The organism is Ruegeria atlantica (genome assembly GCF_013033965.1).
GTDB lineage: Bacteria > Pseudomonadota > Alphaproteobacteria > Rhodobacterales > Rhodobacteraceae > Ruegeria > Ruegeria atlantica_D.
This window is the reverse complement of the sequence record NZ_WQFE01000005.1, coordinates 1-17,645: the sequence shown is the minus strand read 5'-3', so window position 1 is coordinate 17,645 and position 17,645 is coordinate 1. Positions and strand designations below refer to the sequence as shown.

At 56.9% G+C, this 17,645-nt stretch carries 19 protein-coding genes and 2 tRNA genes; 10 read left to right on the top strand and 11 right to left on the bottom strand.

All coding sequences use genetic code 11. The features are described 5' to 3' along the window. Window positions 1–96: 96 nt before the first annotated feature. From GOW16_RS11150 to GOW16_RS11135, 4 genes are all read left to right on the top strand, one after another. On the top strand, window positions 97–408 hold the full coding sequence (locus GOW16_RS11150; protein WP_170414739.1) for an ETC complex I subunit: 312 nt from the start codon (window positions 97–99) through the stop codon (window positions 406–408). Then, window positions 409–885, top strand: a complete 477-nt coding sequence (locus tag GOW16_RS11145) for a GNAT family N-acetyltransferase (protein WP_170414736.1) — start codon at window positions 409–411, stop codon at window positions 883–885. A 21-nt stretch (window positions 886–906) separates the two neighbouring features. Beyond that, a tRNA-Arg gene (locus GOW16_RS11140) sits at window positions 907–983 on the top strand. Window positions 984–1,226: 243 nt separating this feature from the next. Next, entirely contained in the window at window positions 1,227–2,651 is a 1,425-nt protein-coding gene (locus tag GOW16_RS11135; RefSeq protein WP_170414734.1) for a CAP domain-containing protein, read from the top strand. 154 nt (window positions 2,652–2,805) lie between these two features. On the opposite strand, the gene GOW16_RS11130 is transcribed toward GOW16_RS11135, so the two are convergent. Beyond that, window positions 2,806–2,881 (bottom strand) — tRNA-Val (locus GOW16_RS11130). Window positions 2,882–3,162: 281 nt separating this feature from the next. Here GOW16_RS11130 and modA point away from each other — a divergent pair. The 3 genes from modA to modC are packed head-to-tail and all read left to right on the top strand — an operon-like array spanning window position 3,163 to window position 5,703. Further along, a complete protein-coding gene (gene modA, locus GOW16_RS11125) occupies window positions 3,163–3,912 on the top strand; it encodes a molybdate ABC transporter substrate-binding protein (protein WP_170414731.1) in 750 nt (249 codons plus the stop codon). A gap of 4 nt (window positions 3,913–3,916) precedes the next feature. Further along, on the top strand, window positions 3,917–4,609 hold the full coding sequence (gene modB, locus GOW16_RS11120; RefSeq protein ID WP_170414727.1) for a molybdate ABC transporter permease subunit: 693 nt from the start codon (window positions 3,917–3,919) through the stop codon (window positions 4,607–4,609). Continuing rightward, entirely contained in the window at window positions 4,606–5,703 is a 1,098-nt protein-coding gene (modC, locus tag GOW16_RS11115) for a molybdenum ABC transporter ATP-binding protein (RefSeq protein ID WP_170414723.1), read from the top strand. The genes modB and modC overlap by 4 nt, the downstream gene beginning before the upstream one ends. Here modC and GOW16_RS11110 read toward each other — a convergent pair. Both GOW16_RS11110 and GOW16_RS11105 read right to left on the bottom strand, forming a co-directional pair. Next, a complete protein-coding gene (locus tag GOW16_RS11110; protein ID WP_170414720.1) occupies window positions 5,700–6,593 on the bottom strand; it encodes a Hint domain-containing protein in 894 nt (297 codons plus the stop codon). The two genes, modC and GOW16_RS11110, sit on opposite strands and share 4 nt — an antisense overlap. Window position 6,594: 1 nt before the next feature. After that, on the bottom strand, window positions 6,595–7,107 hold the full coding sequence (locus GOW16_RS11105) for a toxin-activating lysine-acyltransferase (RefSeq protein WP_170414717.1): 513 nt from the start codon (window positions 7,105–7,107) through the stop codon (window positions 6,595–6,597). 140 nt (window positions 7,108–7,247) lie between these two features. Between GOW16_RS11105 and GOW16_RS11100 the strand changes: the two genes are divergently transcribed. Further along, the gene (locus GOW16_RS11100; RefSeq protein ID WP_254429744.1) at window positions 7,248–7,697 is read left to right on the top strand and encodes a hypothetical protein; all 450 of its coding nucleotides are present in this window, start codon (window positions 7,248–7,250) and stop codon (window positions 7,695–7,697) included. Between the two features lie 4 nt (window positions 7,698–7,701). Here the strand turns inward: GOW16_RS11100 and hemF are convergent, their stop codons facing one another. The 4 genes from hemF to clpS are packed head-to-tail and all read right to left on the bottom strand — an operon-like array spanning window position 7,702 to window position 10,767. Next, window positions 7,702–8,586, bottom strand: coding sequence for an oxygen-dependent coproporphyrinogen oxidase (gene hemF / locus GOW16_RS11095; protein WP_170414713.1), 885 nt, complete (start codon window positions 8,584–8,586; stop codon window positions 7,702–7,704). A 5-nt stretch (window positions 8,587–8,591) separates the two neighbouring features. Next, complete coding sequence (locus tag GOW16_RS11090; protein ID WP_170414711.1) at window positions 8,592–9,392, bottom strand: SDR family NAD(P)-dependent oxidoreductase; 801 nt, start codon at window positions 9,390–9,392, stop codon at window positions 8,592–8,594. 37 nt (window positions 9,393–9,429) lie between these two features. Then, window positions 9,430–10,395: a class I SAM-dependent methyltransferase gene (locus GOW16_RS11085; protein ID WP_170414709.1), complete on the bottom strand. Its 966-nt coding sequence runs from the start codon at window positions 10,393–10,395 to the stop codon at window positions 9,430–9,432. A 30-nt stretch (window positions 10,396–10,425) separates the two neighbouring features. Next, the gene (gene clpS, locus GOW16_RS11080) at window positions 10,426–10,767 is read right to left on the bottom strand and encodes an ATP-dependent Clp protease adapter ClpS (protein ID WP_170414706.1); all 342 of its coding nucleotides are present in this window, start codon (window positions 10,765–10,767) and stop codon (window positions 10,426–10,428) included. Window positions 10,768–10,859: 92 nt separating this feature from the next. Here clpS and GOW16_RS11075 point away from each other — a divergent pair, with 92 nt between their 5' ends. Next, complete coding sequence (locus tag GOW16_RS11075; RefSeq protein WP_170414702.1) at window positions 10,860–11,561, top strand: HAD family hydrolase; 702 nt, start codon at window positions 10,860–10,862, stop codon at window positions 11,559–11,561. A gap of 282 nt (window positions 11,562–11,843) precedes the next feature. After that, the gene (locus tag GOW16_RS11070; protein ID WP_170414699.1) at window positions 11,844–13,229 is read left to right on the top strand and encodes a D-alanyl-D-alanine carboxypeptidase family protein; all 1,386 of its coding nucleotides are present in this window, start codon (window positions 11,844–11,846) and stop codon (window positions 13,227–13,229) included. 58 nt (window positions 13,230–13,287) lie between these two features. Here GOW16_RS11070 and GOW16_RS11065 read toward each other — a convergent pair whose 3' ends face one another. From GOW16_RS11065 to GOW16_RS11050, 4 genes are all read right to left on the bottom strand, one after another. After that, window positions 13,288–14,535: a hypothetical protein gene (locus GOW16_RS11065; protein WP_170414696.1), complete on the bottom strand. Its 1,248-nt coding sequence runs from the start codon at window positions 14,533–14,535 to the stop codon at window positions 13,288–13,290. A gap of 145 nt (window positions 14,536–14,680) precedes the next feature. Further along, window positions 14,681–15,442 carry a LamB/YcsF family protein gene (locus GOW16_RS11060; RefSeq protein ID WP_170414691.1) on the bottom strand — a complete coding sequence of 254 codons (762 nt, stop codon included), beginning with the start codon at window positions 15,440–15,442 and terminating at the stop codon, window positions 14,681–14,683. A 12-nt stretch (window positions 15,443–15,454) separates the two neighbouring features. Next, window positions 15,455–16,453, bottom strand: a complete 999-nt coding sequence (locus GOW16_RS11055; protein ID WP_170414688.1) for a biotin-dependent carboxyltransferase family protein — start codon at window positions 16,451–16,453, stop codon at window positions 15,455–15,457. Next, window positions 16,450–17,205: a 5-oxoprolinase subunit B family protein gene (locus tag GOW16_RS11050; protein WP_170414684.1), complete on the bottom strand. Its 756-nt coding sequence runs from the start codon at window positions 17,203–17,205 to the stop codon at window positions 16,450–16,452. The genes GOW16_RS11055 and GOW16_RS11050 overlap by 4 nt, the downstream gene beginning before the upstream one ends. Between the last annotated feature and the right edge of the window lie 440 nt (window positions 17,206–17,645).

The following is a 17,645-nucleotide window of genomic DNA, read 5'->3' as shown; positions in this document are numbered from 1 at the left end:
TCAGGGGGTCCAGGGCGTCCGCGACAATTGTCATCTTGTCCCGGCCCGCGCTCTGACGCATAAACAATCTCAGCCAAGTGAGGACGGAGAGGCGACATGCGCGCACGGATTTACAAGCCTGCCAGGAATGCGATGACTTCGGGAACGGCCAAGACCCGCAAGTGGGTTCTGGAATACGCCCCGGCATCATCGCGCGAGGTTGATCCGCTGATGGGCTGGACATCGTCGTCGGATACACAGACTCAGGTGCGCCTGAAGTTCGACACCAAGGAAGAGGCGCTGGACTATGCCAAGGACAATGGCATCGACGCGCAGGTCAGTGAACCGCACAAGCGCAAGCCGAATTTGCGCGCACGTGGCTATGGTGAGAACTTCGCCACAGACAGGCGTGCGCCGTGGACCCACTGAATGATCGAAATCCGCGAGGCCGACCCGACCTCGGACGTGCTGCGTCCGGTGATCGAGGCGCATTTTGCTCATAGCGAAACGGCCGGGCCTGCGGAAAGCAACCACACCATGGATGCCCAGGCTCTGAGTGCAGAAGATATCAGGTTCTGGGCCATGTTTGACGGTGCACAACCCGTCGGCTGCGGGGCATTGAAAGCGTTGCCAGATGGGACGGCCGAGGTGAAATCTGTTCACATCGTGTCGCAGGCACGGGGGCGCGGGCTGGCGCGTCAGATGATGAACCACCTTACAGACGTAGCCCGCAGACAAGGTGTGGAGGCTTTGGTTTTGGAAACCGGTGCAGACCACCTGCCAGACTACGCGGCGGCCCGCAAACTCTACGAGCGGCTTGGTTATTCCTACTGCGGTCCAATTTTCGGATATGAAAGCGACCCAAACAGCGCCTTTATGCGCTTGGCTCTTGAACCCCGGAAGTAAAAACCGCAAGAAGGGCGCAGCGGTCCCGTAGCTCAACTGGATAGAGCAGCTGACTTCTAATCAGCAGGTTGAGGGTTCGAGTCCTTCCGGGATCGCCATCTGTTTTCCAAAACTCGCAGTTGAATTGATCACCGGGATCAAGCGGCCTTGCGTGTATGAATTCGTAGTAAAAACGGGAATATGTTGCTTCGACGGTTGCGTAATACGCAAAATATTGCCGCCCCCACTACCTCGCCGAGCGAAACTCTGCCGTTTACAGCATGCGCGCGTTTTTGGACTGCAGTCTGCACAAATCTGAACAAGTTTAGCCTCGACGACTATGCGAAATCGGAGGGATGGTGATGTCGCAGGCAAGCACGCTTGAGCGTGAAATGCTAAATTTGATCAATGCAGAACGTGCGTCGCGCGGCCTTGATCCTGTTCAGCTTGAACTTCGCTTGAATGCCTCGGCTGAAGATCACAGCCAGTGGATGCTGGAAACCGGTAACTTTTCTCATACGGGTGAAGGCGGAAGTTCAGCCACTCAGCGTATGCGCGAGGCGGGCTTTGTCTTGTCCGGGTCCTGGGGGACCGCTGAAAACATTGCCTGGCAAAGCCAAGGCGGAGAGGCCGGTTTCTCGGACGATGTCGTCGACTTGCACAATGCACTCATGAACAGCCCTGATCACCGCGCCAACATACTAAACCCGAACTTGGCCTATATTGGCATCGGAATTGAGATTGGCTCATTCAGGGGTATTCCCGCCGTCATTGTGACTCAGAATTTCGCCCGCACGACAGCGAGTGTTCAATTAGACACGGGCGCAGGATCAGGTACTCCAACGGATCCCGTGGTCACCGTTCCCGAGCCGAGCGAACCAGAAGACCCGGTGTCGACATCTTCGCAGGAAAACCTGTCATTTGGGGACTCGGACACGCTGAGAGGGACGCCCTCAGAGCTGAATCAAAGTGTTATCAGCGGGTTTGGAGTGGGAAAAACCCTAATCATCGAAGGGGTCGAGCTGGACCGGTCCAACGTCCGATTCACCAATAGCTCGAACGTGGAGTTCGATCTTGATGGTGACGGCAAGGCGGACCTAACGATTTCTCTGGACGGTGGGCAGACAGGCGGTGACTTTTTTGCCTTCGCAAAGGATGGAAACACTGTCGTTAGCTATGCGAAGTTTCTGCCTGATCTCGCACCCGGAGTCAGAGTCGACAGCAGCGTAGTCAACGGGATCGTGAACAAAGCCTTTCTCGAGGGCGACGGCACGACGGATTTCCAGATACAAATGGTCAAGCTTGGAACCGCGGAATTTAACAATGTCCTCGGCGTTTATGATATCCTAAGCAACGGCGAAATTGCGAATGTGCGTCTTCTGTTTGAAAACACAAATGATGCAAGCGGAACGGTTGAAATAAGCAATCTAGCCGACGGGAACCGCCTTGGATTCTTCATCGTTCAGGATGGTGCGGATTGGGCCAAATCCCTTTCGGCCAGCGACGACCTGAATTTTGTCTCCAGCAATGGTGGTTTTGCCGACGTGGACGACGAATTTGATTTTAATTTGACGGTGAATGGGAATGTTGCCGCCGTAACCACGTTCCACGCCGAAAAGGCGGCGTTGAATAGTGATGACCAGCAACACACGCTGTCCGGTGTTGTTTCGGGTGGCCAGTCAATGACCATCGGTTTTGAGGATTTGACGGGTGGGGGCGACTATGATTTCGAGGATGTCGTCTTCAATGTCACCAGGGTTGAGGATGACTCACTATCGGTTGTTTAAACCCAAGCGGAGTGAATAACCCAAAACGCATCGACAACCATCGCATGCCTGACGAAGCGATCTGGACGGTCCAAGGATCACACCGATAGGCGCAATGGCGAGCGAAAGCAAAAAGCGTTGCCCGTAGTCTCGACGCTAATTTCGGTGAAATGAATGGTGGGTGATGAGAGACTCGAACTCCCGACATCTTCGGTGTAAACGAAGCGCTCTACCAACTGAGCTAATCACCCGTGACGGTGCATGTAGCCAAGCCTGCGTCCGGGTGCAAGAGGGTCTGGCAGAATTTCTTTGACAGAGTTTGATTTGTTTGCGGCCGCCGAATAAGCCCGCAGGAAGTAACGCGCTGCGCGGTGGCGCCGTTTCGATTGCGAAGGCGTTGTCAATTAGCGTTCCGCCTTGTCCGCGCTGGCAAAGGCGCTTGCGTGTCACCTGCCGCCTCAGATATCCCCAAGGGAACTGCAACTTTTCAGGCGGGAGAAAACCGATCCTGTCCCTTGCGCGCCGAGTTCTGATGGCGGCCCTGGTTCTGGGTGCCTTGACGCTGGCTCCGCTTCGCGCGGGGGCCGAGGGTGTTCTGGTGTTTGCAGCGGCCAGCCTCAAAAATGCACTTGATGAGATCGCATCAGATTTCGAGCAGGAAACCGGGCAGGTCGTAACGGTATCTTATGCAGCATCTTCCGTTCTTGCGCGCCAGATTCAGTTGGGTGCCCCGGCAGATCTGTTCATTTCCGCCAATGTGGACTGGATGAATGTGCTGCAAGATCAGGGTCTGATTGACGCCGCTTCTCGTGTGGACTTGCTGGGTAACGGGCTGGTTCTGGTCGCCGGGGGCGAGGGGGACGACATTGGTGAGATGCGGACCGAGGACGCTTTGGCCTCGGTTCTGGATGGCGGCTATTTGGCTATGGCGCTGGTCGATGCCGTGCCAGCGGGGATTTACGGTAAGGCCGCGTTGGAAAGCTTGGGGCTGTGGCAGCGTGTTCAGGGACAGGTCGCACAGACTGATAACGTGCGCGCAGCCCTTGCACTGGTGGCCACAGGTGCGGCTCCGTTGGGGATTGTCTACCGCTCTGATGCGCAGGTCGACGGACGGGTTCGCGTCGTCGTCGAGTTTTCGCCGGACCTGCACCCGCCCATCGTTTATCCAGCGGCAGAAACAAAAACAGGCAATGACACCGCGCAGGCGTTTCTGAATCACCTTCAATCTCAGGCCGCGCGGGCCGTGTTTGAAAAGCAGGGTTTTTCCCTGCCGAACGGATAACGGCATGGGGTGGTTGGGACCTGCAGAGCTTGAGGCGCTGAAACTGTCGCTGCGTGTGTCGTTTTGGGCAACGCTGGTAACATTGCCTTTGGGCATATTCGTTGCTTATGCGCTGGCCCGCTGGCGGTTTCCGGGTCGGCAGGTCTTGAATGGGCTTGTGCATCTGCCCTTGATCCTGCCACCGGTTGTGACGGGCTATCTGCTTCTTCTGACCTTTGGAATTCAGGGGCCGTTGGGCAGGCTGTTGGCGGAGTTCGGAATTGTTGTGGCCTTTCGTTGGACCGGGGCTGCGCTTGCCGCCGGTATCATGGCATTTCCCTTGATGGTGCGGGCCATCCGTCTGTCGATCGAAGCTGTGGACCCCAAGCTGGAACAGGCCGGGGCAACGCTGGGTGCGTCGCGATTGTTTGTATTTGCCACGGTGACCCTGCCGATGATCCTGCCTGGTGTCATCGCAGGCGCGATTCTTGCCTTCGCCAAAGCGATGGGAGAATTCGGTGCGACGATCACCTTTGTGTCAAACATCCCCGGTCAGACACAAACCCTGCCATCCGCAGTCTATGCCTTCCTGCAAGTCCCGGGCGGTGAAGCGGCGGCAACCCGGCTGGTCGTGATTTCAATCGTAGTTGCCATGGGGGCGCTGTTGTTGTCCGAATTCATTGGGCGACGGGTTGCGGCGCGGGTGGCCGGATCATGAGCTTGTCCCTTCGCCTGCAGCACGATCTGCCTGACCTCAAGCTGGACCTGAACGTGGAAGCTCCGCCCGGTGTGACGGTTCTGTTTGGGCGGTCCGGGTCCGGCAAGACGACCATCGTTAACGCTGTTGCCGGTTTGGTGAAACCTATGGCCGGTCGGGTCGCCGTGGACGGGTGGGAGTTGTTTGACACCGAGCAGGGCCTTTGGTTGCCTCCACACAAAAGACGGCTGGGTTACATCTTCCAGGAAGGCCGTCTTTTTCCGCATCTCACCGTGCGCCAGAACCTGTTCTATGGAAAATGGTTTACGCCTAAGGGAGCGCGCCGCGAAAACCCTGACAAAGTGATTGAAATGCTGGGGATCGGGCACCTGTTGAACCGGCGCCCCTCGGGGTTGTCCGGCGGGGAAAAGCAGCGCGTTGCCATTGGTCGCGCGCTTCTGGCCAGTCCGCGCCTGATCCTGGCAGATGAACCTTTGGCGGCCCTGGATGACGCGCGAAAGGCCGAGATCCTGCCGTACTTCGAACGGTTGCGGGATGAGGTTTCGGTGCCGATTCTGTACGTCACACACTCGGCCGCAGAAGTTGCGCGTTTGGCGACATCGGTTGTTGCCCTGCAAGAGGGTAAGGTCTTGCGGCACGGACCGGCCTCAGAAGTGCTGTCCGATCCATCGGTCGCACCAGCCGGTGTGAGGGCCGTTGGTGCAGTGTTGCAAGTTCGGGTCGTCAAACATCATACTGACGGGCTGACCGAGTTGGACGCGGGCGGTGCGTCCTTGTTTTTACCCCGAATACCCCTTCAAGTTGCGGAAGAACTACGCATCCGTATTCCCGCGCAAGAGGTTATTCTATCCAGCAAACGCCCCGAGGGTCTTTCGGCCTTAAATGTGCTGGAAGGTACGGTCGACACGATCCGCGCAGGCGAGGGGCCGGGGGCGATTGTGTCCGTAAAAACACCCGCCGGTTCTGTTTTGGCCCGGGTCACCCGCCGGTCGGTTGAAGCGTTGGGGCTGAAACCCGGAAAATCCTGTTTTGCGGTCATCAAAACCGTGGCACTGGCACCTCAGGACGTTGGCGGGCACCTGCGCGGCGCCTAAGTCAGCGCGCGGGCTTCGAATTCACGCAGGATCAGTCGTGCTGCTCGGCCGAATCCCAGCCCCTTCAGTGTGGCTGTGTCCGGGAAAATAGCGGCGAGCTCCTGCAATGCGTCTGAGGACAGAGTGTAAAGGGATTCCTCGCCCAAATAGAGGCTTTCTGCTGGTGCCCCCTCGGCTGTCAGTATCTCATGGTTGTCCAGAAGGATGTGAAAATACTCGACCGGGTCATCCGAAGTATCAATTTCGATCCCAGGCCAGGAACACAGATGCTTGGCCGCAACCAAAGCTTCGGGTGTGCCGAACAACAGCTCGACCTTTGGTCCGCTGATCAGAATGCGGTGCTGCTGTGACACCAGAAGATCGCGGTCTGGCTGTCCCGCACCGAGGCTTCCGGCTTTGATCCGAACTGGGCGCATGGCTGGGTTACTTTGTAATCGTTCTGGTGACAAAGCGCTGCTTTCCACCCACCTGATCGGTTGCAGCCCGCGATCAATGGTCATCACCTTGTCGCCAACATTCAGGCTTTCGATCAGCCGATTGCCACCCTCGGCCAGGATCAATGTGCCTGCCGTAAAGCACACGCCTTCAAGGGTGATCGTGATCTCTTGGGTCAGGTCGAATGGTTGGAAGAAAAAGTCCAATCCGGTAACCCGAACCGTGAAGGTATCGGTCACCGTAGTCCCGAACGGGATGTCGTCAAAGTCGCTTTGATTGACCGTGTAGGTCCATTCGCCGGTATTAGGGTCAATGGAAGCCACGCCTAGTGATGGCTGATCAGAGATCGACCAGGATTGCGTCCGAGGAAGGCCGGTCAAGCCGAGATCACCGCTGGCCTGATTAGGCGGGTCTCCGGTTACAAAACCAGTTGTTGTCCCTACGATCGAAACCATTTCAAGATCCCACCCTTTTAAGGACCTCACGGAACTCTTTCTTGCGATAGAGCTTCATGTGAACATCCCCCGCGTCGTCGCGGGTCCACTCCACTATGCGATTTCGGGTCAGGTCACTGTCCATTCGATTGGTTCTGACCCGGGGGTGGGGGATTTCCTTCTTCAATATATCGACGATCTGGTTGGTCTGTCCAAACGGGGCCACAAGGTCGACGATCCAGAAGGACGTCCCGCTGGCAAAGTCCGTATCCTTCAGCGGTTTTTCCTGAATGGCATACCGACGCTCGGCGTCGGGGCTGAGGCCCGCGAATGTCACAAACCCACGCGGGAATCCGTTTTGTCGGAAGATGTGGTATTGGTTTAGCCGGAAAGGCGTTTCAAAGGCATAAAGCACCTGCCCAAGGGTGCGCGCCCTGTGCGTCTTGGTCAGCGATGCGAGATAGAACATGGCGCCGAAATCTGCGTATTTTTCGGACGGGATATCAAACCAGTCATTTGGAAACGCTTTGCTCAAAACAAACCTCGGCCAAAATCTATTCTGAGCCTAAATGCTTGTAGTTCAAAATGATACTGTTTTGCCCACATAGGCTGAGTTCGGATTCCGAGGGTCAAAACCACGGAGATGCACCGCTTTACTCGGACCATATGTCCGGTATGATCTTGAAAATTTGTTTCGAAACTGGATTTGCGATTATGCGAGCTTTGAAATTAACAGCTTTGGCAGCAGTTGCGGTGTCTCCTGTATTTGCGCAGGGAATTGGCGTCAGAATAGGCGCATACCCAGGCTTTAAAACAACAGTCACGCCTATGGACAACGGTGTATACGAGGTCGCTGTAAGCGGGTCTTCGGCCCCGGTTTCGTATTGGTGCGGGATAGGGGATTTTGCTATTAGCACACTCAGAACCAAGGCAACCCAGCGCATCTATGTTGTCCGCGCCTATGAAAAGGGCGTACGTACGGTGCAGTTTTCACTTACCCCGCCCGAAGGCGTTGATACCGCGCCGAGTTATTCGATTTCTGTGAAACGCGTGGGCGAGAATATGTCAGCAGGGTCCGCGCAAGGGTATTGCTGGGACAACTTCATGGACTTTGGATTCCGATAAGGTTTCAGGCCCATTTTGCCATTGGTGGAAGGCTCATCAACACCGCGTCCGGGTCATGGCCGGTTTCCAGCCCGAATTTTGTGCCCCGGTCGTAGACGAGGTTGTATTCTGCATAAAGGCCGCGATGCGTCAGTTGAACGTCTTTGGCCGCCGCATCAAATTCTTGTACGCGTCGCTTTTCCACCAATGGCAGGAAAGCAGGCAGGAACGCGCGGCCGATATCCTTTGTCAGTGCAAAATCGGCTGACCAATCTCCGGTGCAATAGTCATCCATGAATATTCCACCCACACCTCGGGCGCGTTTGCGGTGGGGGATATAGAAGTACTCGTCAGCCCAGTCTTTGAGACGGGGGTAATGGCCGGGTCCATGCGAATCCAGATGCGCCTTTTGGGTGGCGTGGAAATGCGCTGTGTCCTCATCATATTCGATGCAGGGGTTCAGGTCCGATCCGCCGCCGAACCACCATGCGTGCGGCGTCCAGAACATGCGGGTGTTCATATGAACGGCGGGTACATGCGGGTTTTGCATATGTGCGACCAGCGAGATGCCCGAGGCCCAGAACCGCGGGTCTTCGGTCATCCCCGGAATCCCTTTGCGCGCCGCCATGGCCTGTTGCGCACGCGCACCCAACGTACCGTACACGGTCGAAACGTTGACGCCGACCTTTTCAAAGACTCGGCCACCGCGCATGACGGACATCAACCCGCCGCCCGCATCGGTACCGTCCTCGGACTGGCGCTTGGTTTCCTTCACCTCGAACCGGCCCGGTGCAGCGTCCGCAAAAGGGCCAGTGCTGTGACTGTCTTCAAGTGCCTCAAACGCGGCGACAATCTTATCGCGTAACTGGCGGAACCACGCGGCGGCGGTTGATTTTTCGGTGTCGAACATCGGGATTAATGGGCTGGGGCTGCGACGGGGTCCAGCAGGGTGCGGCCTCCGTCAATTGTCAGAATTTGTCCGGTTATGAACCCGGCCGCGTCCGAAGCCAGGAACTGTGCCGTCTCCGTCAGTTCGTTCGGGGCTGCAATCCGGGCCAGAGGTGTATGTTTCTCGATATCATCGCGAAAGTCTCGGTTTTCCTTGAGCGTGGACTGCAAGGAGGCGCTCATGACCGATCCCAACGCGATGGAATTGACGCGGATCCGGTTGGGGGCCAGGGCCACGGCCAACGAGCGGGTCATCTGATCCAGCGCGGCGGTGGATACGGAATAGGCCATCAGATCGGGGTGGGTGCGCCGCGCGGCGATTGAGGACAAGTTGATGATCGATCCGGCGGGGCCTTCATCATCGTCGCCTGCTTGCTTGATCATGCGCTTCGCGACCGCCTGGCTCAGCCGCAGCGCGGGCATCAGGTTCTGATTCAGAAGCGTGCGCACGGAATCGTCTTCTGAATCGAGCGGGTCGGATGGGATCACCTGCCGTGCGCCATTAATCAGGATGTCCACCTGATCAAAGGCATCCAGCGTGGCAGACAGAAGGTTTGCAATGGTCAGCTTTTCCCGCAGATCGCCAGCGAAAAACTTGATGTTGCTGTCATCGGCCTGTTCGCCAAGCTCATCGGCCAGTCGCTTTTCGTCGATGTCCGCGAACATGACATTGGCTCCGGCATCCGCAAAGTGGCGCCCGATGGCCAACCCGACGCCGTTGGCGCTGCCCGTGACGATGGCTGTCTTGCCGGCTATGGAAAAGGACATGCGTTGTCTCCTGATGTGCGGCGCAGGTTAGCCGGGATTATGGCTTAGGGCGAGAGGCGTGAAACACCTTGAACCGATTGTCACCAGACACCTCGTGAACTTGTACGAAAGTGTCGGCCAATGTGACCTCATAGGGCAGGTGCCGGTTGGCCACCATCCACAGGTTGCCATTGCGGTTCAGGTTGCGGGCGGCGGATTTGATAAATCCCTGTCCCAGTTCCGGGTCGGCTGCGCGTGAGGTGTGGAACGGAGGGTTCATGATTACCGTGTCCAATGGTTCCGGTGCGTTCCATGTGACGGCATCGGCCCAGTGGAACTGCGCGCCTGTCTCGGCCAGATTGGCGCGCGCGCAGGTCAGGGCTATGTGATCGGCTTCGACCAGATGCAAGCTGCGCGGATTGGACACCCGTATGAGCTCTGCAGACAGGTAGCCCCACCCTGCACCCAGGTCGGCGACCCGAGGCCCGAGCTTTTTGGGCAGCGCGCGCAAAAGCATGGCCGAGGCCGGATCAATCCCGTCGGCTGAAAACACGCCAGGCGCGGTGCGGAAGCCATCGACCGTTTGGTAGTCCGGAGCAGCCCAGTCGGCAAAGGCTTCGGGCGTTGAGCGAAACCAGAAGATCTTGCCATGCGCCTTTGCAATAGGGCCTTCGACATCGACACGTTTGCGGATGTCTTTCAGGAGGCTGTCCACACCGTCGGTTTTGGCGCCGTCGATGACAATCAGCCCGCTGGCCCGCTGACAGGCCTGATGCACCATGCTGCGTGCCAATGCCTTGGCGCGGGGCAGGATCACAATCGCATCCTGACAAGGATCATTAGCTTCGGGCACTGCCGCAAAGCCTTGCCCGGCAAAGTGGTCATGAAATGGTTTGAACGGCTGTACCACTTGCGTTTCGCGTGGCAGTGTCGACAGATCGCTGGCCAAATTTGGCCCGAGCACTGTCAACGGTTGCGACAACTCAAGGCCGCTATGCAGGGCAAGATCAAGGCGAGGGGACATCGGCAATTCCGGAAGAGTGGTCAGTCGACCTTACTCTTCACGTTCCATAGTGCATTGCAGGGGGTGCTGGTGCCTGCGGGCAAAATCCATGACCTGGCCCACTTTGGTTTCGGCGATCTCATGGCTGAAGACACCAACAACGGCCACGCCCTTTTTATGGACAGTCAGCATGATCTCGAACGCTTCGGCATGGGTCATGCCAAAGAACCGCTCAAGCACGTGCACAACAAACTCCATCGGGGTGTAGTCGTCGTTCAACAGCAGCACTTTATACAATGGCGGGCGCTTGGTCTTTGGGCGCGTCTGCACCAACAGCGACGGATCGCCGTCGTCGTCCGGTTTTTCAGACATCATCCATTTGTGTTCAATCATTGCGCGCCTTTGTCCGATTCAGGCTTCGGTTTATCTGCAGGGTTATATAACGTGCAGGGGGCCAGAGAAAAGAGCCTGCGAGACGTATCGAAATGGAAAAAACGCTCACGACAGTTGGGTTCGATGCAGACGACACACTGTGGCACAACGAACGTTTTTTTCAGCTGACACAGGCGCATTTCGCTGAATTGCTGTCTGACCACGCCGAACGCGATCACCTGATGGACCGGCTTCTTGCTGCGGAAAAACGCAATATCCGGCAGTATGGATACGGAATCAAGGGCTTCACCCTGTCGATGATCGAAACTGCAATTGAAGTGACCGAAGACCGCGTTCCGGCCTCGGTTATCCGCCAGTTGGTTGAGGCTGGGCAGGAAATGCTGACCCATCCGATCGAGCTATTGCCCCACGCGCGCGAAGCCATCGAAGCGGTGGCCGAAACACATCGGGTGATTCTAATCACCAAAGGCGATCTAATCGATCAGGAAAGGAAGCTGGCGCAATCGGGGTTGGGAGAGCTGTTCGACGAGGTCGAGATCGTGTCCGAGAAATCGGCGCAGACCTACCGCAATATCTTTTCGCGGCATGGTGAGGGACCGGATTCTGCAATGATGGTGGGCAATTCGATGCGATCCGATGTCGTCGCCCCAATCCAGGCCGGGTGTTGGGGTGTCTATGTGCCTCATGGGTTGGTGTGGGAAGTTGAAAAGGCCGAAACTCCGACGGACAATCCCCGCTACAGCGAGTTGCGGGATTTGGGTGAGCTCGCTGATCTGGTCCAGCACCTGAGTTGATGTTGCCAATTGGCCTCAGTTTTCAAAAAACGGGGTGAGAATTGCGTTCAGGGGTTCAGCTCGCGCGCATGTGGTGGGTCACAAGCCGAAAACGTCTACATGTAGTGCCGATTTTGACGGTTAACAAAACAGCGAATTTGCACGCTTTCGGTTTATTTCATTGGGTCTCTGTGTTAGCCTTGTGGACAATAAAATAATAATTGGTGCTGACCGGGAAAACCCGGCGGCCTGAGGTAGACAGAGGCAAAGATCGTGCAGGTTCGGCGGACAGTTCCGGCCCGGATGGGCTTATTTCTCATAGCATTCTTGTGGCTGCTCTCCTTCGCGCCGTTGCAGGGATTTGCAGCACCATATGCGGCGATGGTCATCGACGCGCGAACCGGAGAGGTTTTGCATTCGCGCAATGCTGACACCCGGCTGCATCCGGCTTCTCTGACTAAGATGATGACCCTCTACATTGCTTTCGAGGCGGTGCGGAATGGTGAGATCACCTTGGATACGCCGGTTCGGATTACAAAAAAAGCCTCTTCTGAACCCCCCTCGAAGCTGGGCCTTCGCACCGGGCAAACGATTGCGTTCCGGTATTTGATCCGGGCGGCTGCGGTGAAGTCCGCCAACGATGCGGCAACGGCCATTGGAATCGCGATTAGCGGGTCCGAGGCTGCGTTCGCCCGTCGTATGACGCGCACGGCCAAGGCCATGGGGATGAGTAGGACGACGTTCAAGAACGCCCATGGCTTGACCGAGTCGGGGCATTTGTCGACCGCGCGGGATATGACCACATTGGGCCGCCATCTGCTTTACGATTATCCTCAGTATTATAATCTGTTCTCGCGCCAATCGACGCATGCAGGGATCAAAACCGTTCCAAACACCAACCGTCGCCTGCTGGCTGCCTATAAGGGCGCGGATGGGATCAAGACCGGGTATACACGTGCTGCAGGCTTTAACCTTGTTGCGTCGGCGAAACGCAAGGACGAACGCATCATCGCAACTGTCTTCGGTGGCAAATCCGGTGCATCGCGGAACGCAAAAGTGGCCGAGTTGCTGGACATGGGCTTCCGCCGCGCCCCGTCGCGAGCGCCGATCCGCAAGCCGGCCCGCCCGACATATGCTGGTAACGCAGGATTGGGGGCAACTGTTGCCGCCTTGACCATTGCGCCAAAATCCAGTCTGCGTCCGGTTCTGCGCCCCGGACCAGGGGCAGCAGTTCAGGTTGCTGGCACTGTGGTAGAAACGGCCGCCAAGAATGGTGCACGCATCAAGGATGGGATCGCTGCGGCGATTGCGGCTGCCGACATTCAACCGTCTGGTGACGGCGACACTACTCGTCCCGCGGCACGGCCGGCTGATCTGGTTCTGGCCTCGACCGATCCGGCGGTGCAGCCCGAACCTGAGCAAGAGATCGTGACCCGCCTGTCCACATCCGGCGGACGGCTCTGGGGGGTAAACGTAGGCCGCTATACCACCCGATATGAGGCGGAAAAGATACTTCTGAAAACCGCCCTGTCGGAAATGACCACTCTGGAAGGCACGCTGCGAAAGGTAAACCAAAGCGCGCGCGGCTTTGACGCTACATTCCAGGGCATGACCCGCGAACAGGCCGATCTGGCCTGCCGCAGATTACAGGCCCGGAATGTCACTTGTTTCATGATCGGGCCGTCATAAGACCCGACATACTCTCTCCTGAACGGATATTGGCTGCGAGGAAACTCGCAGCCTTTTTTCAGTCAAAGACATGCCCGTGTTCGTATTGTTCGTCCTGACCTGCCGCTGCGGTCAGGGCTGCCACGTTATCTTTGGTAAAGAACCCGTCGTAGTGGTGACAGCGTTCGATATATTCGGTGATCAGCAGCGTGTATTTCGAGTGCTTTGAGAAGATCTGCTTTAGGTTTGGGTCATCTTTACACTCACCCACCACATGGGCGAGGAACGGCACGCCCTTGTCTTTTAGCGTGTTGACCACGAAGTCGACATTCTTTTCACCCGCGCCGTGGTCACCATCCTGAATCTCGACCGCCATGTGGTGCAAACGGCGGCCAAAGTTTCGCACGAAATCCTCGGTCGGCATCGGCAGTTGTTCAAAGGAGTTAACGAAAGACGGCGTGTTGTTGGCGGTGAAGACCTTGGCTGGGGACTTCTTGTCATCGTCGACATTCGCGTTCCGGTTCACGTTGGTCGACGAATTCATGTCGAAGATGTTGTACGCGCCCCAAAAGTAATAAGGCACCATGGTCAAAAATTCGAGGATCGCGTCCTCGCGCTCACCAGCCAGAATGCGTGTTGCAAGGTGATCTATCCCTAGCATCAACGGCGCGATCTTGCTGTCAGCCCCGAATGCGGCTGCCTGATCCAGACGAGCCTGTTCGTCATTGCTCAGCAAAACGCGGTCACCTAAGCCAAGGCTGTCGGTGTCGTTGAAATCTAGGGATGAATAGCCAACCCTGTTACATGTGAAATCAGAAGGGGACGTAAATCGGAACCCGTCCAGAGTGTAGAATGGGTTTTCTGTGTCTCCCTTGTACTCAAACCTGATGTTCTGATCTTCAAGTGTTTTGGTCAGGGTGTTGAGGTCCGTGGCACCAAACACTTCTCCGACATAACGGGTCTGAGGGGTATTGCGGGCCAGCGGGTACATCCGGTTGATGCGTGGGATAAAGTCTTCAAAGGTTGGGCTCAGCGGAGCCATGACGATCATCGCGGGATAGTCGGAGTGCGAATGAAGCACCGCAAACTTGTGCGTCTGGCCCAGGTAGCTGGCCGTATGCCGGTAAGGTGTCATGACATAGAGTTCGATCAGCGTGTCGAACACAGCGTCCGGTTCAACCTGAATGACGATCGCGCGCATCGCCCCAACTTGGTCGGCCACGCCCGAGCTTTGACGGCGTTCGTAGATCATCGGCAGATATTGGTGAAAGAACTCTGAGTTCTTTTTGTCGCCGCGCGGTTCGTAATTCATCAGATCGAAAGACATTGGCCAACCTCCTTGCCCTTGCCGTTTCGGCATGGCGTTGCTTGGAATTGTGGTATTCAGAACATGCACTTGCTGGTCATGCTAGGGTCTGAATTCCGTGCAGGCAACAGTCAGAGGATAGATCGCCAAGTTTAAGGCCTTCTTTCTACCGCATGAATTTTGTTACCTCGATCCCGCCGTCGATCAGGCATTCCCGAACCGAACGGGCAATCTGGACAGCAGTGGGGCCATCACCATGTAGGCATATCGTGTCGATCGACGTTTCCAGTCGCGATCCGCTTTCGGTGATGATGGCACCTTCGCGCACCATATTCAGGATGCGCGGCCCGGCAATTTCGGGATCGTGAATAACCGCGCCGGGCAGACTGCGGTCCACGAGGGTTCCATCGTCGTTATAAGCCCTGTCCGCAAAGATCTCGCCGACCCATTTGCAACCCAGCTCGCGCACGGCCTCTTCTTGTTTGGTGACGGCCAGTACCATGATGATGATGTCGGGATCGACATCCAATGCGCCCTGATAACAGGCCCGCGCCATGTCGATATCGACCGAACACATGTTTGCCAGCGCCCCGTGCAGTTTCAGGTGCCGCACTTCGGTGCCAACGGCTTTGGCCATCCCGATCGCTGAGCTCAACTGAAACCGCACCAGATTGCGTAAAGAATCATGGGGCACTTTCATGTTGCGGCGGCCAAAGCCCTGCAAATCCGGAAAGCCGGGATGCGCGCCGATTCCGACACCATTCTCAGCCGCCAATGTCATCGTTTTGGCCATCACATCCGGGTCACCGGCGTGAAAGCCGCAAGCGATATTGGCGGATGTGATGATTTTCAGCAGACTTTCGTCATCACCCATCTTCCAGGGACCAAAGCTTTCACCCATATCGGCATTCAGATCGACGCTTGGCATTAGTGGTACTCCCTAGTCGGTGGCAGAGATCATCCCGCCGATCAATTGGTAGGACAAGAGGTCCGGGATGTCATGCGGATCACGGACAAGGGGCTCGACCCGACCAGGCAGGCGGGCAAGTTCGGCAGAATAGGCCGTTTGCAGGGTCGTGGCCTCGTCCAATGAAACAAATTCGAACCTGATCTTCCCGCCCGCCGGTGTTTGCGCCGCGCGTGGCAGATCACAGGGCAGGACAGTGGCTATCCGGGGATATCCGCCCGTTGTTTGACACTCTGGTAGCAGAATAAACGGGTTTCCGGTTCCGGTCATTTGTATGTCGCCGGGGGTTATTACCTCGGACAGGATATTGAGCTGACCTTGGGCCGCGAAACCCTCACCCTCGCTATCCAATTGCATCCCCATACGGTTGGCCCGGCTACCGCGCCGAAATTCAGTCTGGGCAAACCGGTCCAGCGTTTCTTGATCGAACAGGGGTGTCTGAAAGCTGGCGATCACCCGCAGAACGCCACCCGAGAAGCGATTACCCAGGGTAAGCCTCATGCCCCTAACGGGCGGCCCGCTGTTTGCAGGCAGAGTATCTCCGGCTTGGACGGTTTTCCCAATCTTGGCCGTCAGGTGCGCCGAGCGTGATCCAAGAAAGGACTTGGATGCGACCCCTCCGCTGACATGCAGGTAACCATAAGTCCCGCGCGTCACCGCACCAATCACCAGCCGCTGCCCGGCTTCCATCTGGTGCGACGCATTCCAGACCACCGGTGCGCCGTCAATACTGGCCTGCATCGGTGCGCCGGTTAGTGCGATGCCAAGAGGTTGCGTCGCTTCGAACTCTCCACCCATTCCAGCCATTTCCAAAGCTGCAAGCTGAGGGCTTTGGCCAAGCAACACCGCGCCTTCGTGCAACGCCTGCAGATCTGCTGCGCCAGATCGGGATAGTCCCTGATCCAAGTACCCGACGCGTCCCTGGTCTTGAATGGTGCAGGCAGGACCAATGCGGTGCACAATCAAGCTCATCCCGCGATCTCCTCGCAGGTGGCCCCGCCCGTGCCGTCCGAATTGTTGGCGCGGATGGCCTCCAGTTCATCGCGCGAAATCGGCAAAAACTGCATTTCATCCCCTGGCTTCAACGCAAAGCTCTGCGGCCCGTCGGGGCGGAAGCAGCGAAATGCTGTTTGACCTACGTGCCGCCAACCGGTCGGGGTCGGGCCCGAGAACAAAACGAATTGGGAAATCGCCAACACTAACGCCCCCTCTGGGACCATCGGCGTCAATTCCTTCAGGCGTGGAATGTTGAACTCTGGCCCCAGCGGTCCGAGATAGGGCTGCCCGGGTGCAAAGCCGATCGTCAATACGCGAACCTTTGTGTCGCTCAGCCGCCTGATTGCTTCTACGGGATCCAAGCCCGCCGCCGCTGCCGCCTCGTTCAGTTGAGGCGCAAGTTCGCCTCCATAAACCGTCGGAACCCGCCACAGTCTGCGGCCGGTGGGCAGCGGTGCTTCCAGCCAATTCTGCTGCGCAAGTAGGTGCTGTACTTTGTCTTGGATCTCAGCACGGGGCAATTTGTCGGGATCAAACCTCAGATAGGCCGATGCAAGTGACGCGGAGGTTTCGATAACTCCGTCCCATGCTGCCGTGTCCACTGCGTTCCTAAAGGCCAGCGCTGCCCGGTTCGAGGGCTCTGCCATGGCATCGGCAAAGGAAACAAGAAGGCCGTCATAGCCTACAGTGCTTATGCGTGGGAACGTGTCGGCAGTATTGGCAGTCATTTCGCGGCTAACCCGGGCATCTTCTAGGGGCGACCACACATTATCACGCGGCAATGCGCAAGCCCGGCGTGGGTGGAGGCGCTAGGATTCTAGGGCTGATGTTCGTTCCAACCCGATTTTTTTGCCAATTCCGATTCATTGAATCGCAACCGACTCGTTTGAGTCTTGTGGTCTGATCGGGCGACCTGACTATATATAGGGGTGCGCTTTTCACTAAGGCGGGCAGGTGTAACGATAACAAGTAATCTAACTTGTAGCGCGATCATTCAAGGAAGTGTTCGCTGCCTGATAACATGTTGATAAAAAATAACTAAATAGAGAAAATGAAAAAAATCACCGAAGACGTCATTTTCCGCTTGCGGCTTTGTTTGGTAGACCTTAGAACCCCCTTCACCGGCGCTGCTGAGGCGGTGCTGACGGGCCGGAGAGACGGTTGGACA